We start from the raw sequence: 17,795 nt of genomic DNA on the forward strand, positions 1-17,795 counted from the left end.
ACCGAATGTGCGTGCCCCGTTATCCCGCCGGACCCCTCGCGTGACATGGGAACCAGAATTGGCCGTTTGGCCTGTGTCGACACCTGAGGCGCTTGATCCTGTTGGAGCCCTTTCGGGAGCGCGGCTGCTCACGCGGCAGCAAGGGGTGTCGATGGGTGGCAGATGGGGCACTTTGGCGCAGAAGTCAAGATTATTCGCCGCATAGCAGCGCAAGGACGCATTGGGGGCCAAGGCCAAGCACCGGCGGGACATGCAAAACGCCCCGCCGGTGAGGGCGGGGCGTTCGGTGTCGCGCTCAGCGGGCGCTTACATTTCTTGCAGAGACATCACGCCAATTTCGCCCTCTTCGCGCGATTTGATCGCAAAGGCGGCGGCATGGGCACCGGCGGCGGTCGTGAAGTAGGGGATCTTGTCGTAGAGTGCGACAGAGCGGATTTCGCGGCTGTCTTCAACGGCTTGGCTGCCTTCTGTGGTGTTGAGCACCAGCGCGATGTCGCCGTCTTTAAGCATGTCCACGATGTTGGGACGGCCTTCATAAACTTTGTTCACGATGGTCGCTTCGACACCGTTTTGCGTCAGGAACGCGCCGGTTCCGCGGGTGGTGATCAGCACAAACCCCATCTGGGTGAGGGCCTTGGCCGCATCCACGATGGCGGGGGTTTTGTCGCTGTCTTTGAGCGAGATGAACACGCGACCCTCGGTGGGCAGAATAGTGCCCGCGCCAAGTTGCGCCTTGAGGAAGGCACGGTGGAAATTGACATCCGAGCCCATGACTTCGCCCGTCGAGCGCATTTCCGGACCCAGAATCGTGTCCACACCGGGGAAACGGGCGAAAGGCAGAACCGCCTCCTTGACCGCGAAACGACCGGTTTTCGAGCTGTCGACCAGATCGAAACTGGCCAGCTTTTCGCCCGCCATGACGCGCGCGGCGATCGAGGCGATGGGCGAGCCGACGGCTTTGGCCACAAAGGGCACGGTCCGCGAGGCGCGCGGGTTCACTTCGATCAGGTAGATCACCCCGTCCTTGACGGCGTATTGGATGTTCATCAGGCCCACGACGTTGAGTTCCAGCGCCAGCGCGCGCGTCTGGACGTGCAGCTCATCGATGATCTCCTGGGGCAAGGAATAGGGCGGCAGCGAACAGGCGCTATCGCCCGAATGCACACCGGCTTCCTCGATGTGCTGCATGATGCCCGCAACATGCACGTCGGTGCCGTCGCAAAGCGCATCCACGTCGATTTCGACCGCACCCGAGAGGTAGCTGTCGAGCAAGACAGGGCTGTCCCCGGAGACGACCACAGCGTCGCGGATGTAGCGCTTGAGCTGGTCCATGTCGCGCACGATTTCCATCGCACGGCCGCCCAGAACATAGGAGGGGCGAATGACCAGCGGGAAGCCGATTTCCTGCGCGATGGCAAGAGCTTGCTCGTCGGTCGAGGCGATGCCGTTCTTGGGTTGCTTGAGGCCCAAACGGTTCACGAGGTCTTGGAAGCGCTCGCGGTCTTCGGCCAGATCGATGGCATCGGGGGTGGTGCCGAGGATCGGGATACCGGCGTCTTGCAGCGCATTTGCCAGTTTGAGCGGGGTCTGGCCGCCGAACTGGACGATGACGCCGTGCAGCGTGCCATTGTCCTGTTCGACACGCAGGATTTCCATCACATGTTCAAAGGTCAGCGGCTCGAAATAGAGCCGGTCCGAGGTGTCGTAGTCGGTCGACACGGTCTCGGGGTTGCAGTTGATCATGATGGTTTCATAGCCCTGCTCGGTCAGCGAGAAACAGGCGTGACAGCAGCAATAATCGAACTCGATCCCTTGACCGATGCGGTTGGGACCACCGCCCAGAATGACCACTTTCTTGCGATCCGAGGGGCGCGCTTCGCATTCGACCTCGCCCATGACCGGGCTTTCGTAGGTCGAGTACATGTAGGGCGTCTGCGCCTCGAATTCGGCCGCGCAGGTGTCGATGCGTTTGAACACGGCTTTGACGCCGAGGTTGTGACGCGCGCGGCGCACATTGTCCTCGTCGCGGCCCGTCAGCGTCGCAAGGCGGGCATCGGTAAAGCCCAGCATCTTGACGCGGCGCAGGCCCTGTTCGGTCACCGGCAGACCCTCTTTGCGGATCTCTTCCTCGGCATCGACGATTTCACGGATACGGGCCAGGAACCACGGATCATAGCTGTTGGCGGCCTGGATTTCGTCGTTGGTCAGCCCGTGGCGCATGGCTTGGGCGATGACGCGCAGGCGGTCGGGGGTGGCCACCGACAGCGCCTTGATCACGGCGGATTTTTCCGGCGCGCCTTCGATCTCGATCTCGTCGAAACCGGTGAGGCCGGTTTCCATCGAGGCCAGCGCCTTTTGCATCGATTCGTGGAAGGTCCGGCCAATCGCCATGACCTCGCCCACGGATTTCATCGCCGTGGTCAGTTCGGCCTTGGCCCCGGCAAATTTTTCGAAGGCAAAGCGCGGGATCTTGGTGACCACATAGTCGATGGTCGGCTCAAAAGACGCGGGCGTCACTTTGGTGATGTCGTTGTCCAGCTCGTCGAGCGTATAGCCCACAGCCAGTTTCGCCGCGATTTTGGCAATCGGGAAACCGGTCGCTTTGGACGCCAGCGCCGAGGAGCGCGACACGCGGGGGTTCATTTCGATCACCACCATGCGGCCATCGGCGGGGTTCACCGCCCATTGCACGTTGGAGCCGCCGGTTTCGACGCCGATTTCGCGCAGCACGTTGATCGAATGGGTGCGCATCAGCTGGTATTCTTTGTCCGTCAGCGTCAGGGCGGGGGCGACGGTCACGCTGTCGCCGGTGTGCACGCCCATGGGGTCGACGTTTTCAATGGCGCAGACGATGATGGCGTTATCGGCCGTGTCGCGCACCACTTCCATTTCGTATTCTTTCCAGCCCAAAAGCGACTGGTCGACGAGGATCTGCGCCATGGGCGAGGCCTCAAGCCCCGAGCGGCAGTAATATTCGTAGTCGTCGCGGTTGTAGGCCACGCCGCCACCGGTGCCGCCCAGCGTGAAGGCGGGGCGGATGATCGCGGGCAGGCCGATCTCTTCCAGCGCGTCGAGGGCCTCGGCGACACCGGCTTTGATGTCGAACTTGCCGTTCTCTTTCTTGGGCGCGGTGACGATGGTCGCCTTGGGGTTTTCGATGCCCAGACGATCCATGGCCTCGCGAAACAGCTTGCGATCCTCGGCCATTTCGATGGCCTCGCGTTTCGCGCCGATCAGCTCGACGTTGAATTTCTCAAGCACTCCCATGTCGGCCAGCGCCAGCGCGGTGTTGAGGCCCGTTTGACCGCCCATCGTGGGCAGGAGCGCATCGGGGCGCTCTTTTTCGATGATCTTGGCGACAACTTCGGGGGTGATCGGCTCGATATAGGTGGCATCGGCCATCCCGGGATCGGTCATGATGGTCGCGGGGTTCGAGTTCACCAGGATGACACGGTAGCCTTCCTCGCGCAGAGCCTTGCAGGCCTGTGCGCCGGAGTAGTCGAACTCGCAGGCCTGGCCGATAATAATTGGCCCTGCGCCGATGATCATAATCGAAGAGATATCGGTTCTTTTCGGCATGGGAATCCCCTTATGGCACAGCGCAAATTCGCGGCTTTATACGCGCTGGGGTGAGCGGTGCAAGGGGGCAGGCTGCGCCGATTGCCCCTTTCCACGCGGGGTAACGCAGGGCAGAACGGCGCGAACAGGCGCAAAGCCTTGACTTTCAGCCGCGCGCGCGGTGTATCGGCGCGACGAATTCGCAGTTTTCGAGGACAGCCGACATGCACGCCTATCGCAGCCATACTTGCGCCGATCTGACACAAGCCAATGTGGGCGACGAGGTCCGCCTGTCGGGCTGGGTCCACCGTATCCGCGACCACGGCGGCATTCTGTTCGTCGATCTGCGCGACACCTATGGCATGACGCAGGTTCTGTGCGACCCCGACAGCCCTGTCTTTGCCGAGTTGGAAAAGGTGCGCGCCGAATGGTGTATCCGCATCGACGGCACCGTCAAAGCCCGCGCGCCCGAACTGGTGAACCCCAAGATCCCGACCGGCGAGATCGAAGTCTTCGTGCGCGGTCTCGAAGTACTTGGCGCGTCCAAGGAACTGCCGCTGATGGTGTTTGGCGATCAGGAATACCCCGAGGAAACCCGCCTGAAATACCGCTATCTCGACCTGCGCCGCGAGGCGATGCAGCGCAACATGAAACTGCGCTCGGATGTGGTTGCGGGTATGCGCAAACGCATGTGGGACAAGGGGTTTCGCGAATGGCAAACGCCGATCATCACCGCCTCCAGCCCCGAAGGCGCGCGCGATTTTCTGGTGCCCTCGCGTCTGCATCCGGGCAAATTCTACGCCCTTCCCCAAGCCCCCCAGCAGTTCAAACAGCTGATCATGGTCTCGGGCTATGACAAATATTTCCAGATCGCGCCGTGTTTTCGCGACGAAGACCCGCGTGCCGACCGCTCGCCCACCGATTTCTACCAGCTTGACCTCGAAATGAGCTTTGTCGAGCAGCAGGATATTTTCGACACCATCCAGCCGGTGCTGACGGGGATTTTCGAGGAATTCGGCGGGGGGCGCAAAGTTGACCAGACATGGGAGCAGATCAGCTACCGTGATGCTGCGCTGTGGTACGGCTCCGACAAGCCCGACCTGCGCAACCCGATCAAGATGCAGGTGGTCTCCGAGCATTTCGCAGGCTCGGGCTTTGCCATTTTCGCCAAGCTTCTGGAACAGGACGGCACCGAAATTCGCGCCATTCCTGCCCCCACGGGCGGGTCGCGCAAATTCTGCGACCGGATGAACGCTTTCGCCCAGAAAGAAGGTCTGCCCGGCATGGGCTATATTTTCTGGCGCGATCAGGGCAACGGGATCGAAGCCGCGGGCCCCTTGGCCAAAAATATCGGCCCCGAGCGCACGGAAGCCATCCGTCAGCAACTCGGTCTGGGGGTGGGCGATGCGGCCTTCTTCCTCGGTGGCAAGCCCAAGGCCTTTGAACCCGTCGCAGGGCGCGCGCGCAACGTGATCGGTGAGGAACTGGGGCTGACCGACAAGGACCGCTTTGCGTTTGCGTGGATCGTCGATTTCCCGATCTATGAAAAAGACGCCGAAAGCGGCAAAATCGACTTTGAACACAACCCCTTCTCGATGCCCCAAGGCGGCATGGACGCCCTCAACGGTGATCCTCTGGAAGTGCTTGGCTACCAGTATGACCTCGCTTGCAACGGCTACGAATTGGTGTCGGGCGCGATCCGTAACCACAAGCCGGAAATCATGTTCAAGGCGTTCGAGATTGCGGGCTACGGCAAGGAAGAGGTCGAGAAACGCTTTGGCGGCATGGTCAACGCCTTCCAATACGGCGCGCCGCCCCACGGTGGCTGCGCGGCCGGTATCGACCGTATCGTGATGTTGCTGGCCGATGAGGCCAACATCCGCGAAGTCATCATGTTCCCGATGAACCAGCGTGCCGAAGACCTGATGATGGGCGCGCCCAGCGAACCGATGAACGAACAGCTGCGTGAATTGCGCCTGCGGGTGCTGCCGCCCGAGGCATAAACCCCGCATCGCTTGACGGGACAAAGGCGCTCCTGCGGGGGCGCCTTTTTTGCTGTGGTGCGCCATAGAAAAGGCCCGCCTGCGCAGACGGGCCTTTTCCGCGAGGGGGGAGGGATCAGTCCTCCAGATGATCCTCGCGCTTTTTGTCGACAAGCGTCAGTTCGTCTTCCTTTCGCTTGAGGAATTTCGCGCCGAACGCATCGTTATGTTCCATGCCGATCACCTTTCTGGCGCGGGTGAACAGTTCGTCCTCTTCCTCGTCCATGTGATGTTCGTAGTCGTGCTTGAGCTGCTTGAATTTGACCAGCCACGCGCCCGAGGACATGTCCATTTCTTGCAGTTCTTCCATCAAATCATCCATTGCGGCATGTTCTTCAACCGAATGGCGCGCCGAATCCTGTCCCCAGGTTTCGGCCATCAGGGTCGAATAAAAAGTCTCTTCCTCGGCAGCGGCGTGACTTTTGACATCGTAGAAAAATGCGTGCCATGCCTCGCGGCGTTCTTTCGTGTCGCCCTGCGTGTCGGCGATCGTGTTCAGCAACGCGCGGTGATGTTTGTGATCTTTTTCAATGGCGTCATAGATGGAGGGCATCGGGCTATCCTGTCTGATGAGGGGTGTCTTTCTGGTTGCCATGGGAACGCGCGCTGCATTGGCTTGGTTCCCCCGCCCCCCTACGCGCATTTTCGCTGCGGTGCCGCGAACGTGAGTGCGCGGCGGGGCGAATTGTGGTAGAGCTTGGGACCAATACCGCACGCGACACCGCCCGATCTTTGGACCGAGAAACCGATACGCGCATGAGCATTTTTCCCACCGATATTTCCCCGCAAACCCGCAACCTGATCCGCTTTGGCTACGGGCTTTCGCCGCTTGGCGCGCCTGCTGCCAGCACGGCTGCGCTGATCGACGGGTTGCGCCAACCCGATGCCATGGTTGCCAAATTCCCCCAGCCCGGTTTCGAGGAAGCCGCCGTGAACGGTCAGGAACAACGCAAGGCAACGGTGCGCGGACGCAAAGGTGACGAGGCCGAAAAACAACGCGGGCGGGCGCTGCGCACCTGGGTGAATGATGCGCGATACCGCGCGCCTGCCATCGCCATCGCGCGCATCCTCGAGACGCAAACGCCATTTCGCGAACGTCTGCATTGGCATTGGGCGAACCATTTCGCGCTGCGCGATACTTCCTCTTTGTACCGCGCCGCGACGGCCGGTTTCATCGATGAAGCGATCCGCCCGCATCTGGCGGGGCGGTTCGCCGATATGCTCAAAGCGGTCGCGCTGCATCCGATGATGTTGCTCTATCTTGATCAGCGCAACAGCTATGGCCCCAATTCGCAGCACGGGTTGCGCGACGGGATGGGCCTGAACGAGAACTATGCGCGCGAGCTGCTGGAATTGCACACTTTGGGCGCGGGCTATTCGCAAGACGACGTGCGCCAAACGGCAGAATTGCTGACCGGACTGACGGTGTCGGCGCAAAAAACCTTCGAATTCAAACCGGAAATGGCCGAACCGGGCGCGGAAACGGTGCTGGGCAAAAGCTATGGCGGACCGCGCGTCAACAAGCAGTCGCTGCAGGCAATCGAGGCCTTTCTCGACGACCTTGCGGTGCATCCGCAAACAGCGCGCCACGTGTCGATGCGCCTTGCGCGCCACTTTGTGGCGGATGTGCCGGAGGAAGGGCTCGTTGCGGCGATGGCCGATGCGTTTTCGACGACCAAGGGCGACTTGCCCAGCGTGTATGAGGCGATGATCGAGCACCCGTCAACCAGCGCGCGGTTCGGTGACAAGATCAAACCGCCCTTCACCTATCTTGCGTCAAGCTGTCTGGCATTGGGGCTGCGCGGCGCTGAGGTCATGGCGCTGGAGCCGGAGGCGGTCAACAGGCTGATCGGTGAACCGCTGGCACGGATGGGGGATTTCTTTTTGCGCCCGCCAAGCCCGGAAGGGTTGCCCGACGAGGCGCAGGCCTGGATCACGCCGCAGATGCTGGCTGCGCGGGTGGAATGGGCGATGAACATGCCGTTTTCCCCCAAACAAGAGCCGCGTGATCTGGCGCAAAGCGTGCTGTCGGGCAGCGCGCGTGAGTCCGTGATCGAGGCCGCAGGACGCGCCGAGACCCGCCGTGAGGGTGTTGGTCTCGTGATCGCTTCTCCCGAATTCAACCGTATGTAAGGGCTGGATATGACAGGATTTCCCAATCTCGACCGCCGTCGCTTTCTGCTGGGCGCTGCCTGCTCGGTGGCCGCGCATCCGTTGATGACGCAGGCCAGTTTTGCCGCCGCACCGGGGGAGAACCGTTTGGTGGTCATTTTGCTGCGCGGGGCCATGGATGGGCTGGATGTGGTGCGCCCCGTGGGTGATCCGGCCTTTGGATTGCTGCGCCCCGACCTTGGCAGCTTGGCCGTGCGCAATGATAGCCTGCCGCTGACGGGCCCTTTCGCGCTGCATCCCGAACTGGCAGAGCTGATGCCGCTTTGGAACAGTGGCGAACTGGGATTTATCAACGCGACCTCAACGCCCTACCGCGGGACGCGGTCGCATTTCGATGGTCAGGATATTCTGGAAACCGGAATGTTTGCGGGGGTAGATGGATCGGGCCAATCCGGGCGCGATGGCTGGCTGAACCGCGCGCTGGGCTTTGTGCAAGGGGCCGAGGCGCAAACGGCAATTGCCGTGGGGCGCGAACAGTCCTTGCTGCTGGAAGGCCCAAATCCTGCCCAATCCTGGGCGCCGGACGAGGCATTTTCCCTGTCGCCGCAGGCCGAAAACCTGCTGCGAGGCTTGTATCATGACGATGATTTGTTTCGTGACGCCTCTGAAACGGCCTTGTTTTTGACGGATACGGCCCAAAATGGCGGTGCAATGGCGAGCGAGATGAACGGCATGGCACCGGACATGGATATGTCGGCGCAAAAGGCGGCAACCGCGCAGGCACTGGCGTCCTATGCGGCCACGCGCCTGACCGGCGATGCGCGCATCGCGTCGTTTTCGGTCTCTGGCTGGGATAGCCATGTGCGTCAGGACCGCACGCTTCTGCCCGCGCTGCGCGAGCTGAAATCCGCGATTTTGACATTGAAGGCGGGTTTGGGGGCCGCTTGGGGCAGCACGACGATCATCGCCATGACAGAATTTGGCCGCACCGCTGCGCAAAACGGCGGCGGTGGCACCGATCACGGAACGGGCGGCTTGGCCGTTCTTGCGGGCGGAGCTGTTCGGGGCGGGCGGGTCTATGGCGATTGGCCCGGACTTGAGGAATCTGCTCTCTACGAGCGGCGCGATTTGACGCCAACCTCCGATGTGCGCGCCCATACGGCTTGGTTGATGGCCTCGCTTTACGGATTGGATCGTGCTGCGCTTGAGGGCACTGTCTTTCCCGGCCTCGATATGGGCAGGGATGCGAATTTGCTGCTTTAGGCTAGGGTGTGGCGTGAGCGGCGGCGAACTGCGACACCTCGGCGCGCGGGTCAAGCATGCCAAGGCGCACGGACAGCCCGAAGGTCAGGGCGATCAGCCCGGTGCACAGCACCAGGCGGTCAAATGACAGCGCGCGGCGCAGGGTAAGGGGCGGGCTTTTGTATACCGTTTTTTTCATAGCGTGACATCCTGTGGCAGGTTGCTGAGGGTCTGGTCTGCTGGTGAAAATGCAGCCGTTATACAACGCGGCGATGTTCCAGGCGGGTCTGGACAAGTCCCGCGACCCGCGCCAGATCCGGCCCCCAAGGGGTGCCCTGTTCGCGGCTTGCGGCCAGAATTTTGGCGGCTTGCGCCATTTCGCCATCGCCCGAAGACCGCGCGACACCGGCAAGGAATTGCGCGATGTAATCGAGCATATCGTCTCCGTTTTCGAGCGTCAGAAGGTCGGCGGCATGTTCGAGGTCGTCATGAAGCGCCATTTCATCAGGGCAGATTTCCTCATCGCTGACCCCGCGCAGGATCACGTCGATGTTGGGAAGGGCGCCCAGAATTGCGGCTTGAAACACGCCGAGGTTGGAAATCGGCTTGGCAAGGAAGGCATCGGCGCCGGCAGCTTTGGAGGTTGCCTCCACGCCGTCATCCCCGGAAATCGCGAGGATCGCATCCACGCGCGGCGTGGCGCGGTTCAACTCCTCGATCAGCTCAAGCCCCGAACCATCGGGCAGGCCGAGGTCGATCATCACGACGGTGGGACGATAGACATTGAGATGGCGGCGCGCGCTTGCCAGACTGTCGGCGCGGCGGATGCGCGCCCCCGATCGCAGGCACAACAGGCGCATGGCCTCGCAGGCAAAACGGCTGTCTTCGACGACCAGAACGGTGACACCGACCAGCGGTCTGTCGGCGCGCGCGGTCCGCGTCATCAAGAACTGTTCAAGATCGTCAGCCATTGCATGTCTCCCTGTTGCGTTGCCTTGATTAAGACCAAAAGTGGTGAACGGACCGTTAATGATACGCGGGTGCGTGGTTAAAATTTCGTGTCACCGTGCCCCCGGGCTGCGACCAATAGCGCGTGTCGCGCGCCGCTCTGGTGCTTGTCGTGTGGGCTATGGCACGCCATACCTATGGGCGAAGATGGCTGAGGAGGGCTTGAGATGATCGGACGTTTGAACCATGTGGCCATTGCTGTGCCGGATCTGGCAGCAGCAGCGGCGCAATATGAGACGACCTTGGGGGCAACCGTCGGTGCGCCTCAGGACGAACCGGACCACGGGGTGACGGTGGTGTTTATCGACTTGCCCAACACCAAGATCGAGCTGCTCTACCCGCTGGGAGAAGCCTCGCCTATTCAAGGGTTTCTGGACAAGAACCCCGCAGGTGGCATCCATCACATCTGCTATGAGGTCGATGACATCCTCGCCGCGCGCGACCATCTGGTCGCGTCGGGCGCACGGGTGCTGGGCAGCGGCGAGCCGAAGATCGGCGCGCATAAAAAGCCGGTGCTTTTCCTGCATCCCAAGGATTTCAACGGCTGCCTGATCGAGTTAGAACAAGTGTGACCGCGCGCGGCCTGGAACCTCGCCGATAATTGACAGGAGGCCCGCATGGCCATCACTTCTGCCCTCGTTCTTTTTGCCGTGAGCTGGTTCATGTGCATGTTGATTGCGCTGCCCATCGGGCTGAAAACCCAAGGTGACGTGGGGGAGATCGTCGCGGGCACCCATGCGGGGTCGCCGCATGAGTTCAATCTCAAGCGCAAGGTGCTTTGGGTGACGGCCTTTGCGACGCTGGTTTGGGCCGTGCTGATGTATGTGATTCTCTTTACCGACATCAGCTGGCGCGACTTTGACTGGACGCAGACCCTTCCGCCTGTGGGGCAGGACCAGTAAGGCGCGCGAAAATCAGGCCGCGCGCGTTTTCTCGACCCGCATGAACAGATGCGTGAAGGTCGCAACCCCGAGCACGGGCACGAGCAGATTGACCAGCGGAATCGTAAGCGGGACCGCCATCAACAGCCCTGCGGCCCAGATCAGCGGCAGGTGGCGCTTGCGGGCTTCTTTTGCGCCCGCGCGTCCCAGACGGCGCATGGCAACCAGTTGGAAATATTCGCGGCCAAGCAGAAACCCGTTAAGCCCCCAGAAAATCAGCGCCGCGCCAAAGGGCAGCGCCAGATAGACCAGCAGCGCGACGATATTCGCGACGATCAACACGCCCAGAAAGGCCAGTGTGTCGAGGGCCACATCCATCAAGGCTTGGCGTGGCACGGGCGCAAGATCGGGGTAGTGGCGTGCCTCGACAGCTTCGGCCACGTCTTCCAGGAAAAACCCGATGAAGGCCGAGGCAACCGGCACCATCAAAAACACCGAAAGCGCCAGCATCAACAGCACCGAGCCGAGTGAGGCCAGATTGTCGACCCAGCCAATGGTGCCAATGAGCGGCAGGGTGATCTCGTCGGGGACAACCGCGCCCACGCCAAGCGCAAAGATCACATAGATCGCCACCAAAAGCCCCGCCGTAAGGCCGATGCCCTTGGCCAGCACGCCGCGAAACCGAGGATCATCGAGCTGGCCGATGGCTTTGAAAAACGCGCCCAGAATCATCGATTACTCGGCGCACCAGGTGGTGAGCGCGGCGATGTCTGGGCGGGGGCGTTCGGGGGGCGTCGCGGTTTCGGTGCCGATGTGGATAAAACCCGCGATGGTTTCATGCGCCGCCAATCCCAATCCGCGTTCCACAAAGTCGCGGTCATGAGAGGCCCAGCCCGATAGCCAGTTCGCGCCCCAGCCGCTGGCAAGGGCTGCGTTGAGCAAAGACAGACAGACAGCGCCCGCCGAATAGAGCTGTTCGATTGCGGGGACTTTGTCCGATATTTTGGGCGCGGCAACAACCGCCACCGCAAGATCGGCACTGGCATATTGCGCCACGCCTTTTGCAGCCTTGTCGGGATCGATGTTCAGCCGCGTTGCGGTCTCTTGCGCCAGATGCGACAGCCGCGTGAGGGCGGCTTTTTCCAGCACGATGAAGCGCCAAGGTTCCAGCTTGCCGTGGTCGGGGGTACGCCCTGCGGCGGTCAACAGCTCCATAAGCGCGGCGCGATCCGGCACGGGACCGCTGAGCGTTTTGGCAGGCCGCGAGCGGCGGGTCAGAAGAAAGTCGAGTGCGGCGCGATTCGCGTCAGCCATGGTGTCCTCCCCAGACATTGGCCAAGCGACTGGCCGAAATACTTGATTGTTTATGTCGTGCATTTGGCGCGCCAGATCAAGCCACTTGCAAACGCCTTGGTCTGGCCACCTCGATCTGGCCACCTCAGTTTGGCGACATCTGCCGCGCGGTACCGGGACAGGCAGCGCTTGCGCGACGCAGGCTGTCGGGCCTGCTTTGGCAGTGATGTGGCGCTATGTGCCGCCAGCGCGATACACACCTTCGGGCAAGTTCAGCGCTGCGGCCAGTTCGCGGACCTGCGACATGGACAAAACGATGCGCTGGACCACGTCGGTGCGCGGATCAAGCTGCTCCAGCGTCACGCAATCCTCAAAAGCGTTGATGGTGATGTCCTCGTAGAGAAAACCACCCGAAGTGCCGCCTTCGCCCTCGTCAACAAGGGTTACAACGGTCGCGTCAAAATCGTGCTCGATGCTAAACATAGGCCCAGCCTAGCGCAGTGAGGCGCCTGCGCAATATGAATTTCGCGCCCCTTGCCCGTTGCACCCCCTGCGCTCTTGTGACTGGCAGCAGGACTGCAACGGGGCTAGTCTTGTGGCGCAACCACTTGAACAGGGATGACAGAATGCGCGTGACAGGCTTTGCGATCTTGGGACTGATATTGGCTGTGTCGGCTTGTGCCCCCGTGCCGGTCATGATGCCTGCCCCGACAACGGCCACCGCCAACACACCGGTCGCGCCCGCAATTCAATCCGCCCCCCAATCCGCCCCCCAATCCGCCCCCCAATCCGCCAGACAGGCGGTGGATACCTTTGTCGCTGTGGTGCGTCGCATGGAACCCTCGATCGAGCGCGAATGCCGCAACCGCGCGCCGCAACTGGATTGCGACTACGAGATCCTTGTGGACACCCGCGAGGGGCAGGGGGTCAATGCCTATCAAACCCTCAACGAGGCAGGTCGACCGATCATCGCCTTTACGGTGGGCCTGATCGCCGAAGCCCGCAACGCCGATGAAATCGCTTTCGTGATGGGGCATGAGGCCGCGCATCACATTGCCGGTCACCTGACCCGCACCCAAAGCAATGCGACCCTTGGCGGCGTGCTGGGCGGGGTGCTGATCGCGGGGCTGGGCGGCGATGCTTCAGCGATTGAAGCCGCCCAAAACATCGGGGCCACCGTGGGCGCGCGGCGCTATTCCAAAGGGTTCGAGCTGGAAGCAGACCGGCTTGGCACCATCATCGCCTCTCGCGCGGGCTATGATCCTGTGCGCGGCGCGCAGTTCTTTACCCGTTTGCCCGATCCGGGGGATCGTTTCCTTGGCTCGCACCCGCCCAACGCACAGCGCATCGACACGGTGCGCCAGACCTTGGCGGGGCTTGGAGGCTAGAAGGCTTCGGAGGTTAAAAGGCTTGGGAGGTTAAAAGGATCGGGAGGCTAAAAGGATTGGGGACTATAGGACTGGCGTCTTGCGCCGCCGCCGCAGGTGCCAGCGGTAAATCAACGGCGCCAGCGCATGGTCATAGAGTGCAGCGCTCAGCGGCTTGACCACGGGCCAGCCGGTGAGCCGCGCCAACCACTGATAGCGCGGCATCTGCGCCCAAAGCACACGAAAAGCCGGAATGCCCGAGGTCAGCACGCCGCCCTGCACCACATACAGCCTGCGCGCCGCCTGATCGGCACTCAGGCCCCACTGCGCAAGGGCGTCCGAGTTCAGATCGTCAAAGCGGATCGGCAGGCCGTTTTTCGCAGCGTAGCGCGCGTATAAGCTGATCTCGAAATTACAGACGGGACACTCGGCATTGTAGAGCACGGCGGTGGTGGGCTTAGGAGTTCTCATAGCTGATCCCAAAGAGATAGGAGTATTTTTCTAGGTCTTCTTGGGATCTGATCGTAACTTCCAAGTTTCCTGTGCCAAAATGCCCTATATCTTTCACATCTCGGATATTTGGTTGTGATGTAAGATCTTCGTCCGGTTTTACTTTTAAATAGACGAGGATTTTTCTCTCGACGGGTTTGACTTCGACGCAGGCGAAATTTTTGATTCGCTTGAAAGCGAAATAGAACTTGAGAGTCTTTTCTTGAACATCTTCTCCAAGACTTAGCAATGCGTCTCTAACCTGCGAAAAAAGCGCTTTCAGCTCGTCGTCGCTTTGATCCAGATAGCTTGTTACAGTCTTGTAGACAGATGCCTTGTTTGAGGGACTCAATTCTTGAGTTGTACTTGATGCTGATTGTGCCGTGAGAAGCTCGATCACGAGCATGTCGTTAGAGAATTTTTTAAATCGAATAAGCTCGATGTTGCGGTTTATTTGTTTAACCGCATGTTCGTCATATTTGCTGAAGTCAGCAGCGATGCAAATAAGCCGTGGAGCAGACCACGCAATGTTTCGCGCGGTCTCTCGGCCGATTTGGTCGGTCACCAAAAGTTCAAATTCTGCTTTGTGATCCATCAACCAGTCTAGATAAAAGAGGCCTTGGTTGATGACATTCTCACTTTTAGACCTTTTGTACTCGATGATGACAGGGCAATTGTCTTCATCTATTCCCAAGGTGTCCATGCGACCGCCATGTGAGGTGGAAAACTCACTGGCCAGAAGCTTTACCCCAAGCAAGGTTTCCAAGTTCCTCTCAAAGGCGACTTGAATGTGCTTTTCGAGCTCGGTCAATTCTGTTGCGAGTGGAACAGCGGTGCCGTTTGAAAACTTGAAAAGCTTGATGTCACTCACGCGCGTGTATCCTTGAAATTCAAAGCTTAGATGCGAGAGTACAAGAACGAACTAGGATTGAAATAACAAAGTCCCCCAGCGCTTCGTGCCTCCGGCACTTTCGCGCGCAGACTCTAAAAACGCTGCCCCGCAGCGTTTTTTAGACGAGTTTGCCCCACAAATCATATTCCCCAGCCTCGTCCACCTCGACAGAAACGATCTGACCGACTTCCAATCCCTCGAAGCCCTCGTCGATAAACAGGTTGCCGTCGATTTCCGGCGCGTCGGCTTTGGTGCGGCAGGTGGCGCCCTCTTCGTCGATTTCGTCGACGATCACATCCATCACGCGGCCGACTTTGGCCTGCAATTTTGCCTCGGAAATGGCTTGGGCCTTTTCCATGAAACGGTCCCAGCGTTCCTGTTTTACTTCTGCCGGCACATGGTCGGGCAAGGCGTTCGAGCGCGCGCCATCAACGTTTTCGTATTGGAAACAGCCCACGCGTTCCAATTGCGCCTCGTCCATCCAGTCCAGAAGATACTGGAATTCGGCCTCCGTTTCACCGGGGTACCCAACGATAAAGGTCGAGCGCAGCACGATTTCGGGGCAATCCTTGCGCCAGGCGGCGATTTCATCCAGCACTTTGGCCGAGGCCGCAGGGCGCGCCATGCGTTTGAGCACATCGGGATGGCCGTGTTGGAACGGAATATCCAGATAGGGCAGCAGGGCGTTCGACGTATCCGCCATCAGCGGGATCAACTCGCGCACATGCGGGTAGGGGTAGACATAGTGCAGCCGCACCCAGAGGTCCTCGGGCGTGCCAAGCCGCCCCAGTTCGCGCGCCAGATCCGTGATGTGGCTGCGCACCTCGCCGCCCTTCCACGGGTGGGTATCATAGCGCCGGTCCAGCCCGTAGGCAGAGGTGTCCTGAGAAATCACCAAGAGTTCGCGCACGCCCGCGTCCACCAGCTTTTCGGCCTCCCGCAGCACGCCGTGCACCGGGCGCGAGGCCAGTTTGCCGCGCATGTCGGGAATGATGCAGAATTTGCAGGCGTGATTACAGCCCTCGGAAATCTTGAGGTAGCTGTAATGGCGCGGTGTCAGGCTGACGCCGGTGGCGGGCAAGAGGTCGATAAAGGGATCGGGCGCGGGCGGCACAGCCTTGTGCACGGCATCGAGCACCTGTTCGTATTGATGCGGGCCGGTGACGGCGAGCACCTTGGGATGGACGCCGGTGATATACTCGGGATCGGCCCCCAGACAGCCGGTGACCAGAACCTTGCCGTTTTCCTGTAGCGCCTCGCCAATGGCCTCAAGGCTTTCGGCCTTGGCACTGTCGAGAAAGCCGCAGGTGTTGACGATCACCGCATCCGCACCGGCGTAATCGGCGGAAATCGCATAGCCCTCGGCGCGCAGCCGCGTGAGAATGCGTTCGCTATCGACCAGCGCTTTGGGGCAGCCAAGCGACACCATCCCGATTGTGGGCTGGCCATCGCGGCGGGCTGTATCGAATTTCGGCGCAGGCGCCAGATCGGGGCGGAGATTCGGAGGGTTCTGGGACATGAGTGCCATATAGCCGCGCGCGCGCGGTTCGCAAAGGAAAAGCCGCCGGGGGGCCTTTTGCACAAACCCTGTGCGCGGGCATGGCTGGGCGCGGGGGCGCAATCAAGCTAGGCTTTGGCCAGTTTTATCCTCTCTGACAGGTTCGCCATGATCGCCAATACCGCCACCCGCTACGGAACGCTCGCGCGTTTCTTTCACTGGGCGATTGCCCTCTTGATTCTCACCGACATAGCGCTGGGCCTTTATGGCGACAGCCAGCCGCGCAATGCGGAAACGGTGGATATGCTCAAGACGCTCTATTCGGCCCATAAGACCATCGGTGTGACGGTGCTGGGCCTTGCCGTGTTGCGCATCCTGTGGGCGCTGATCCAACCGCGCCCCGTTGCGCTGCACCCCGAGCGGCGCATGGAAACCCTGGCCGCCGAAACCGTCCATTGGGCGCTATACGGTGCGATCGTCATCATGCCGCTGTCGGGCTGGGTGTTGCATTCGGCCGAAGCGGGCTTTGCGCCGATCTGGTGGCCTTTCGGGCAGAACCTGCCCTTCGTGCCCAAATCCGAAAGCCTCGCGCATACGGCGGGGGCGGTACACGGGCTGGCGGCTTGGGTGATCTATGTCACTGTCGCCTTGCATGTGCTGGGCGCGCTCAAACACGCGCTGATCGACCGCGATGCAACGCTTTCGCGCATGACACGCGGTGTCGAGGCGGGCACACCCGCAACGGCCCATGGCAAGCTGGCACCTGTGCTGGCGCTGCTGGTTTGGGTCGCGGTGCTTGGCGTGGCTCTCCTGCCCAAAGGCGGCGAAGAAACGGCCCAGGCCGCGCCGCAAACGCCCGCACCGGCGGCCGCCGTAGCGGAGGCGGGGGCCAACAGCTGGCGCGTGACCGAAGGCACACTCGGGTTCACCGTGCGCCAGATGGGCGCGCAGGTGGGCGGCAGTTTCGCCGATTGGACCGCCGATATCGCCTATGACCCCGACAGTCAGACAGGGTCTGTCACGGTGGTGATCGACATGACCTCCGTTTCTTTGGGGACGGTGACAGAGCAAGCCAAGGGGGCGGAGTTTTTCAACACCGACACCTTCCAGACGGCAACTTTCGCCGCCGATATCGTGTCGCAGAGCCAAGCCGTCGGCACCTTGACGCTGGTGGGCCAGAGCGCGCCGGTGACGCTGGCGTTCACGCTCGACATCACGGGGGACACGGCAGTGATGCAGGGCACAACCACGCTGGACCGGCGTGATTTCGGGATCGGTCAGGGCTATGGTGACGAGGCCACGGTCGGCTTTGCGGTCGATGTGGCAGTGTCCCTGACAGCGACCCGCAACTGAGCAGACCCGACCAATCGCCCAACAAAAAGGCCCCCGCAGAGCGCGGGGGCCTTTCCTGTT

Annotated in this window: 17 protein-coding genes; 7 read left to right on the plus strand and 10 right to left on the minus strand. The window is 61.0% G+C overall.

Annotated elements, in window-relative coordinates:
• Positions 1-306: 306 nt before the first annotated feature.
• Positions 307-3,579, minus strand: a complete 3,273-nt coding sequence (gene carB, locus AQS8620_RS02740; RefSeq protein ID WP_085835270.1) for a carbamoyl-phosphate synthase large subunit — start codon at positions 3,577-3,579, stop codon at positions 307-309.
• 203 nt (positions 3,580-3,782) lie between these two features.
• On the opposite strand from carB, the gene aspS reads away from it, so the two are divergent.
• The gene (gene aspS, locus AQS8620_RS02745; RefSeq protein WP_085835271.1) at positions 3,783-5,561 is read left to right on the plus strand and encodes an aspartate--tRNA ligase; all 1,779 of its coding nucleotides are present in this window, start codon (positions 3,783-3,785) and stop codon (positions 5,559-5,561) included.
• A 115-nt stretch (positions 5,562-5,676) separates the two neighbouring features.
• Here the strand turns inward: aspS and AQS8620_RS02750 are convergent, their stop codons facing one another.
• On the minus strand, positions 5,677-6,153 hold the full coding sequence (locus AQS8620_RS02750) for a hemerythrin domain-containing protein (RefSeq protein ID WP_085835272.1): 477 nt from the start codon (positions 6,151-6,153) through the stop codon (positions 5,677-5,679).
• Positions 6,154-6,356: 203 nt separating this feature from the next.
• On the opposite strand from AQS8620_RS02750, the gene AQS8620_RS02755 reads away from it, so the two are divergent.
• Both AQS8620_RS02755 and AQS8620_RS02760 read left to right on the plus strand, forming a co-directional pair.
• Entirely contained in the window at positions 6,357-7,733 is a 1,377-nt protein-coding gene (locus AQS8620_RS02755) for a DUF1800 domain-containing protein (protein WP_085835273.1), read from the plus strand.
• 9 nt (positions 7,734-7,742) lie between these two features.
• Entirely contained in the window at positions 7,743-8,975 is a 1,233-nt protein-coding gene (locus AQS8620_RS02760) for a DUF1501 domain-containing protein (protein ID WP_085835274.1), read from the plus strand.
• Position 8,976: 1 nt separating this feature from the next.
• Here AQS8620_RS02760 and AQS8620_RS16995 read toward each other — a convergent pair whose 3' ends face one another.
• Positions 8,977-9,153, minus strand: coding sequence for a hypothetical protein (locus AQS8620_RS16995; RefSeq protein WP_159453184.1), 177 nt, complete (start codon positions 9,151-9,153; stop codon positions 8,977-8,979).
• 58 nt (positions 9,154-9,211) lie between these two features.
• A complete protein-coding gene (locus AQS8620_RS02765; protein WP_085835275.1) occupies positions 9,212-9,925 on the minus strand; it encodes a response regulator in 714 nt (237 codons plus the stop codon).
• Between the two features lie 204 nt (positions 9,926-10,129).
• Here AQS8620_RS02765 and mce point away from each other — a divergent pair, with 204 nt between their 5' ends.
• Entirely contained in the window at positions 10,130-10,534 is a 405-nt protein-coding gene (mce, locus tag AQS8620_RS02770; RefSeq protein WP_085835276.1) for a methylmalonyl-CoA epimerase, read from the plus strand.
• Positions 10,535-10,579: 45 nt separating this feature from the next.
• Positions 10,580-10,864, plus strand: a complete 285-nt coding sequence (locus AQS8620_RS02775) for a DUF1467 family protein (protein WP_085835277.1) — start codon at positions 10,580-10,582, stop codon at positions 10,862-10,864.
• 12 nt (positions 10,865-10,876) lie between these two features.
• Here the strand turns inward: AQS8620_RS02775 and AQS8620_RS02780 are convergent, their stop codons facing one another.
• The 3 genes from AQS8620_RS02780 to AQS8620_RS02790 form a co-directional block, all read right to left on the minus strand.
• A complete protein-coding gene (locus AQS8620_RS02780) occupies positions 10,877-11,575 on the minus strand; it encodes an EI24 domain-containing protein (RefSeq protein WP_085835278.1) in 699 nt (232 codons plus the stop codon).
• A gap of 3 nt (positions 11,576-11,578) precedes the next feature.
• Entirely contained in the window at positions 11,579-12,157 is a 579-nt protein-coding gene (locus tag AQS8620_RS02785; protein ID WP_085835374.1) for a nitroreductase family protein, read from the minus strand.
• 213 nt (positions 12,158-12,370) lie between these two features.
• Positions 12,371-12,619 (minus strand): DUF8831 family protein, encoded by a 249-nt coding sequence (locus tag AQS8620_RS02790; RefSeq protein ID WP_085835279.1) that lies wholly within the window; start codon positions 12,617-12,619, stop codon positions 12,371-12,373.
• Between the two features lie 143 nt (positions 12,620-12,762).
• Between AQS8620_RS02790 and AQS8620_RS02795 the strand changes: the two genes are divergently transcribed.
• Positions 12,763-13,524 carry a M48 family metallopeptidase gene (locus AQS8620_RS02795; RefSeq protein ID WP_085835280.1) on the plus strand — a complete coding sequence of 254 codons (762 nt, stop codon included), beginning with the start codon at positions 12,763-12,765 and terminating at the stop codon, positions 13,522-13,524.
• 63 nt (positions 13,525-13,587) lie between these two features.
• On the opposite strand, the gene AQS8620_RS02800 is transcribed toward AQS8620_RS02795, so the two are convergent.
• The 3 genes from AQS8620_RS02800 to rimO form a co-directional block, all read right to left on the minus strand.
• Positions 13,588-13,974: a thiol-disulfide oxidoreductase DCC family protein gene (locus AQS8620_RS02800; RefSeq protein ID WP_085835281.1), complete on the minus strand. Its 387-nt coding sequence runs from the start codon at positions 13,972-13,974 to the stop codon at positions 13,588-13,590.
• Positions 13,961-14,863: a DUF5655 domain-containing protein gene (locus AQS8620_RS02805; protein WP_085835282.1), complete on the minus strand. Its 903-nt coding sequence runs from the start codon at positions 14,861-14,863 to the stop codon at positions 13,961-13,963. Before AQS8620_RS02805 ends, AQS8620_RS02800 begins: the two co-directional genes overlap by 14 nt.
• A gap of 139 nt (positions 14,864-15,002) precedes the next feature.
• Positions 15,003-16,403, minus strand: a complete 1,401-nt coding sequence (rimO, locus tag AQS8620_RS02810; RefSeq protein ID WP_085835375.1) for a 30S ribosomal protein S12 methylthiotransferase RimO — start codon at positions 16,401-16,403, stop codon at positions 15,003-15,005.
• Between the two features lie 147 nt (positions 16,404-16,550).
• On the opposite strand from rimO, the gene AQS8620_RS02815 reads away from it, so the two are divergent.
• The gene (locus AQS8620_RS02815) at positions 16,551-17,735 is read left to right on the plus strand and encodes a cytochrome b/b6 domain-containing protein (protein ID WP_085835283.1); all 1,185 of its coding nucleotides are present in this window, start codon (positions 16,551-16,553) and stop codon (positions 17,733-17,735) included.
• Positions 17,736-17,795 lie beyond the last annotated feature (60 nt).

The organism is Aquimixticola soesokkakensis, from assembly GCF_900172375.1.
Taxonomy (GTDB): domain Bacteria; phylum Pseudomonadota; class Alphaproteobacteria; order Rhodobacterales; family Rhodobacteraceae; genus Aquimixticola; species Aquimixticola soesokkakensis.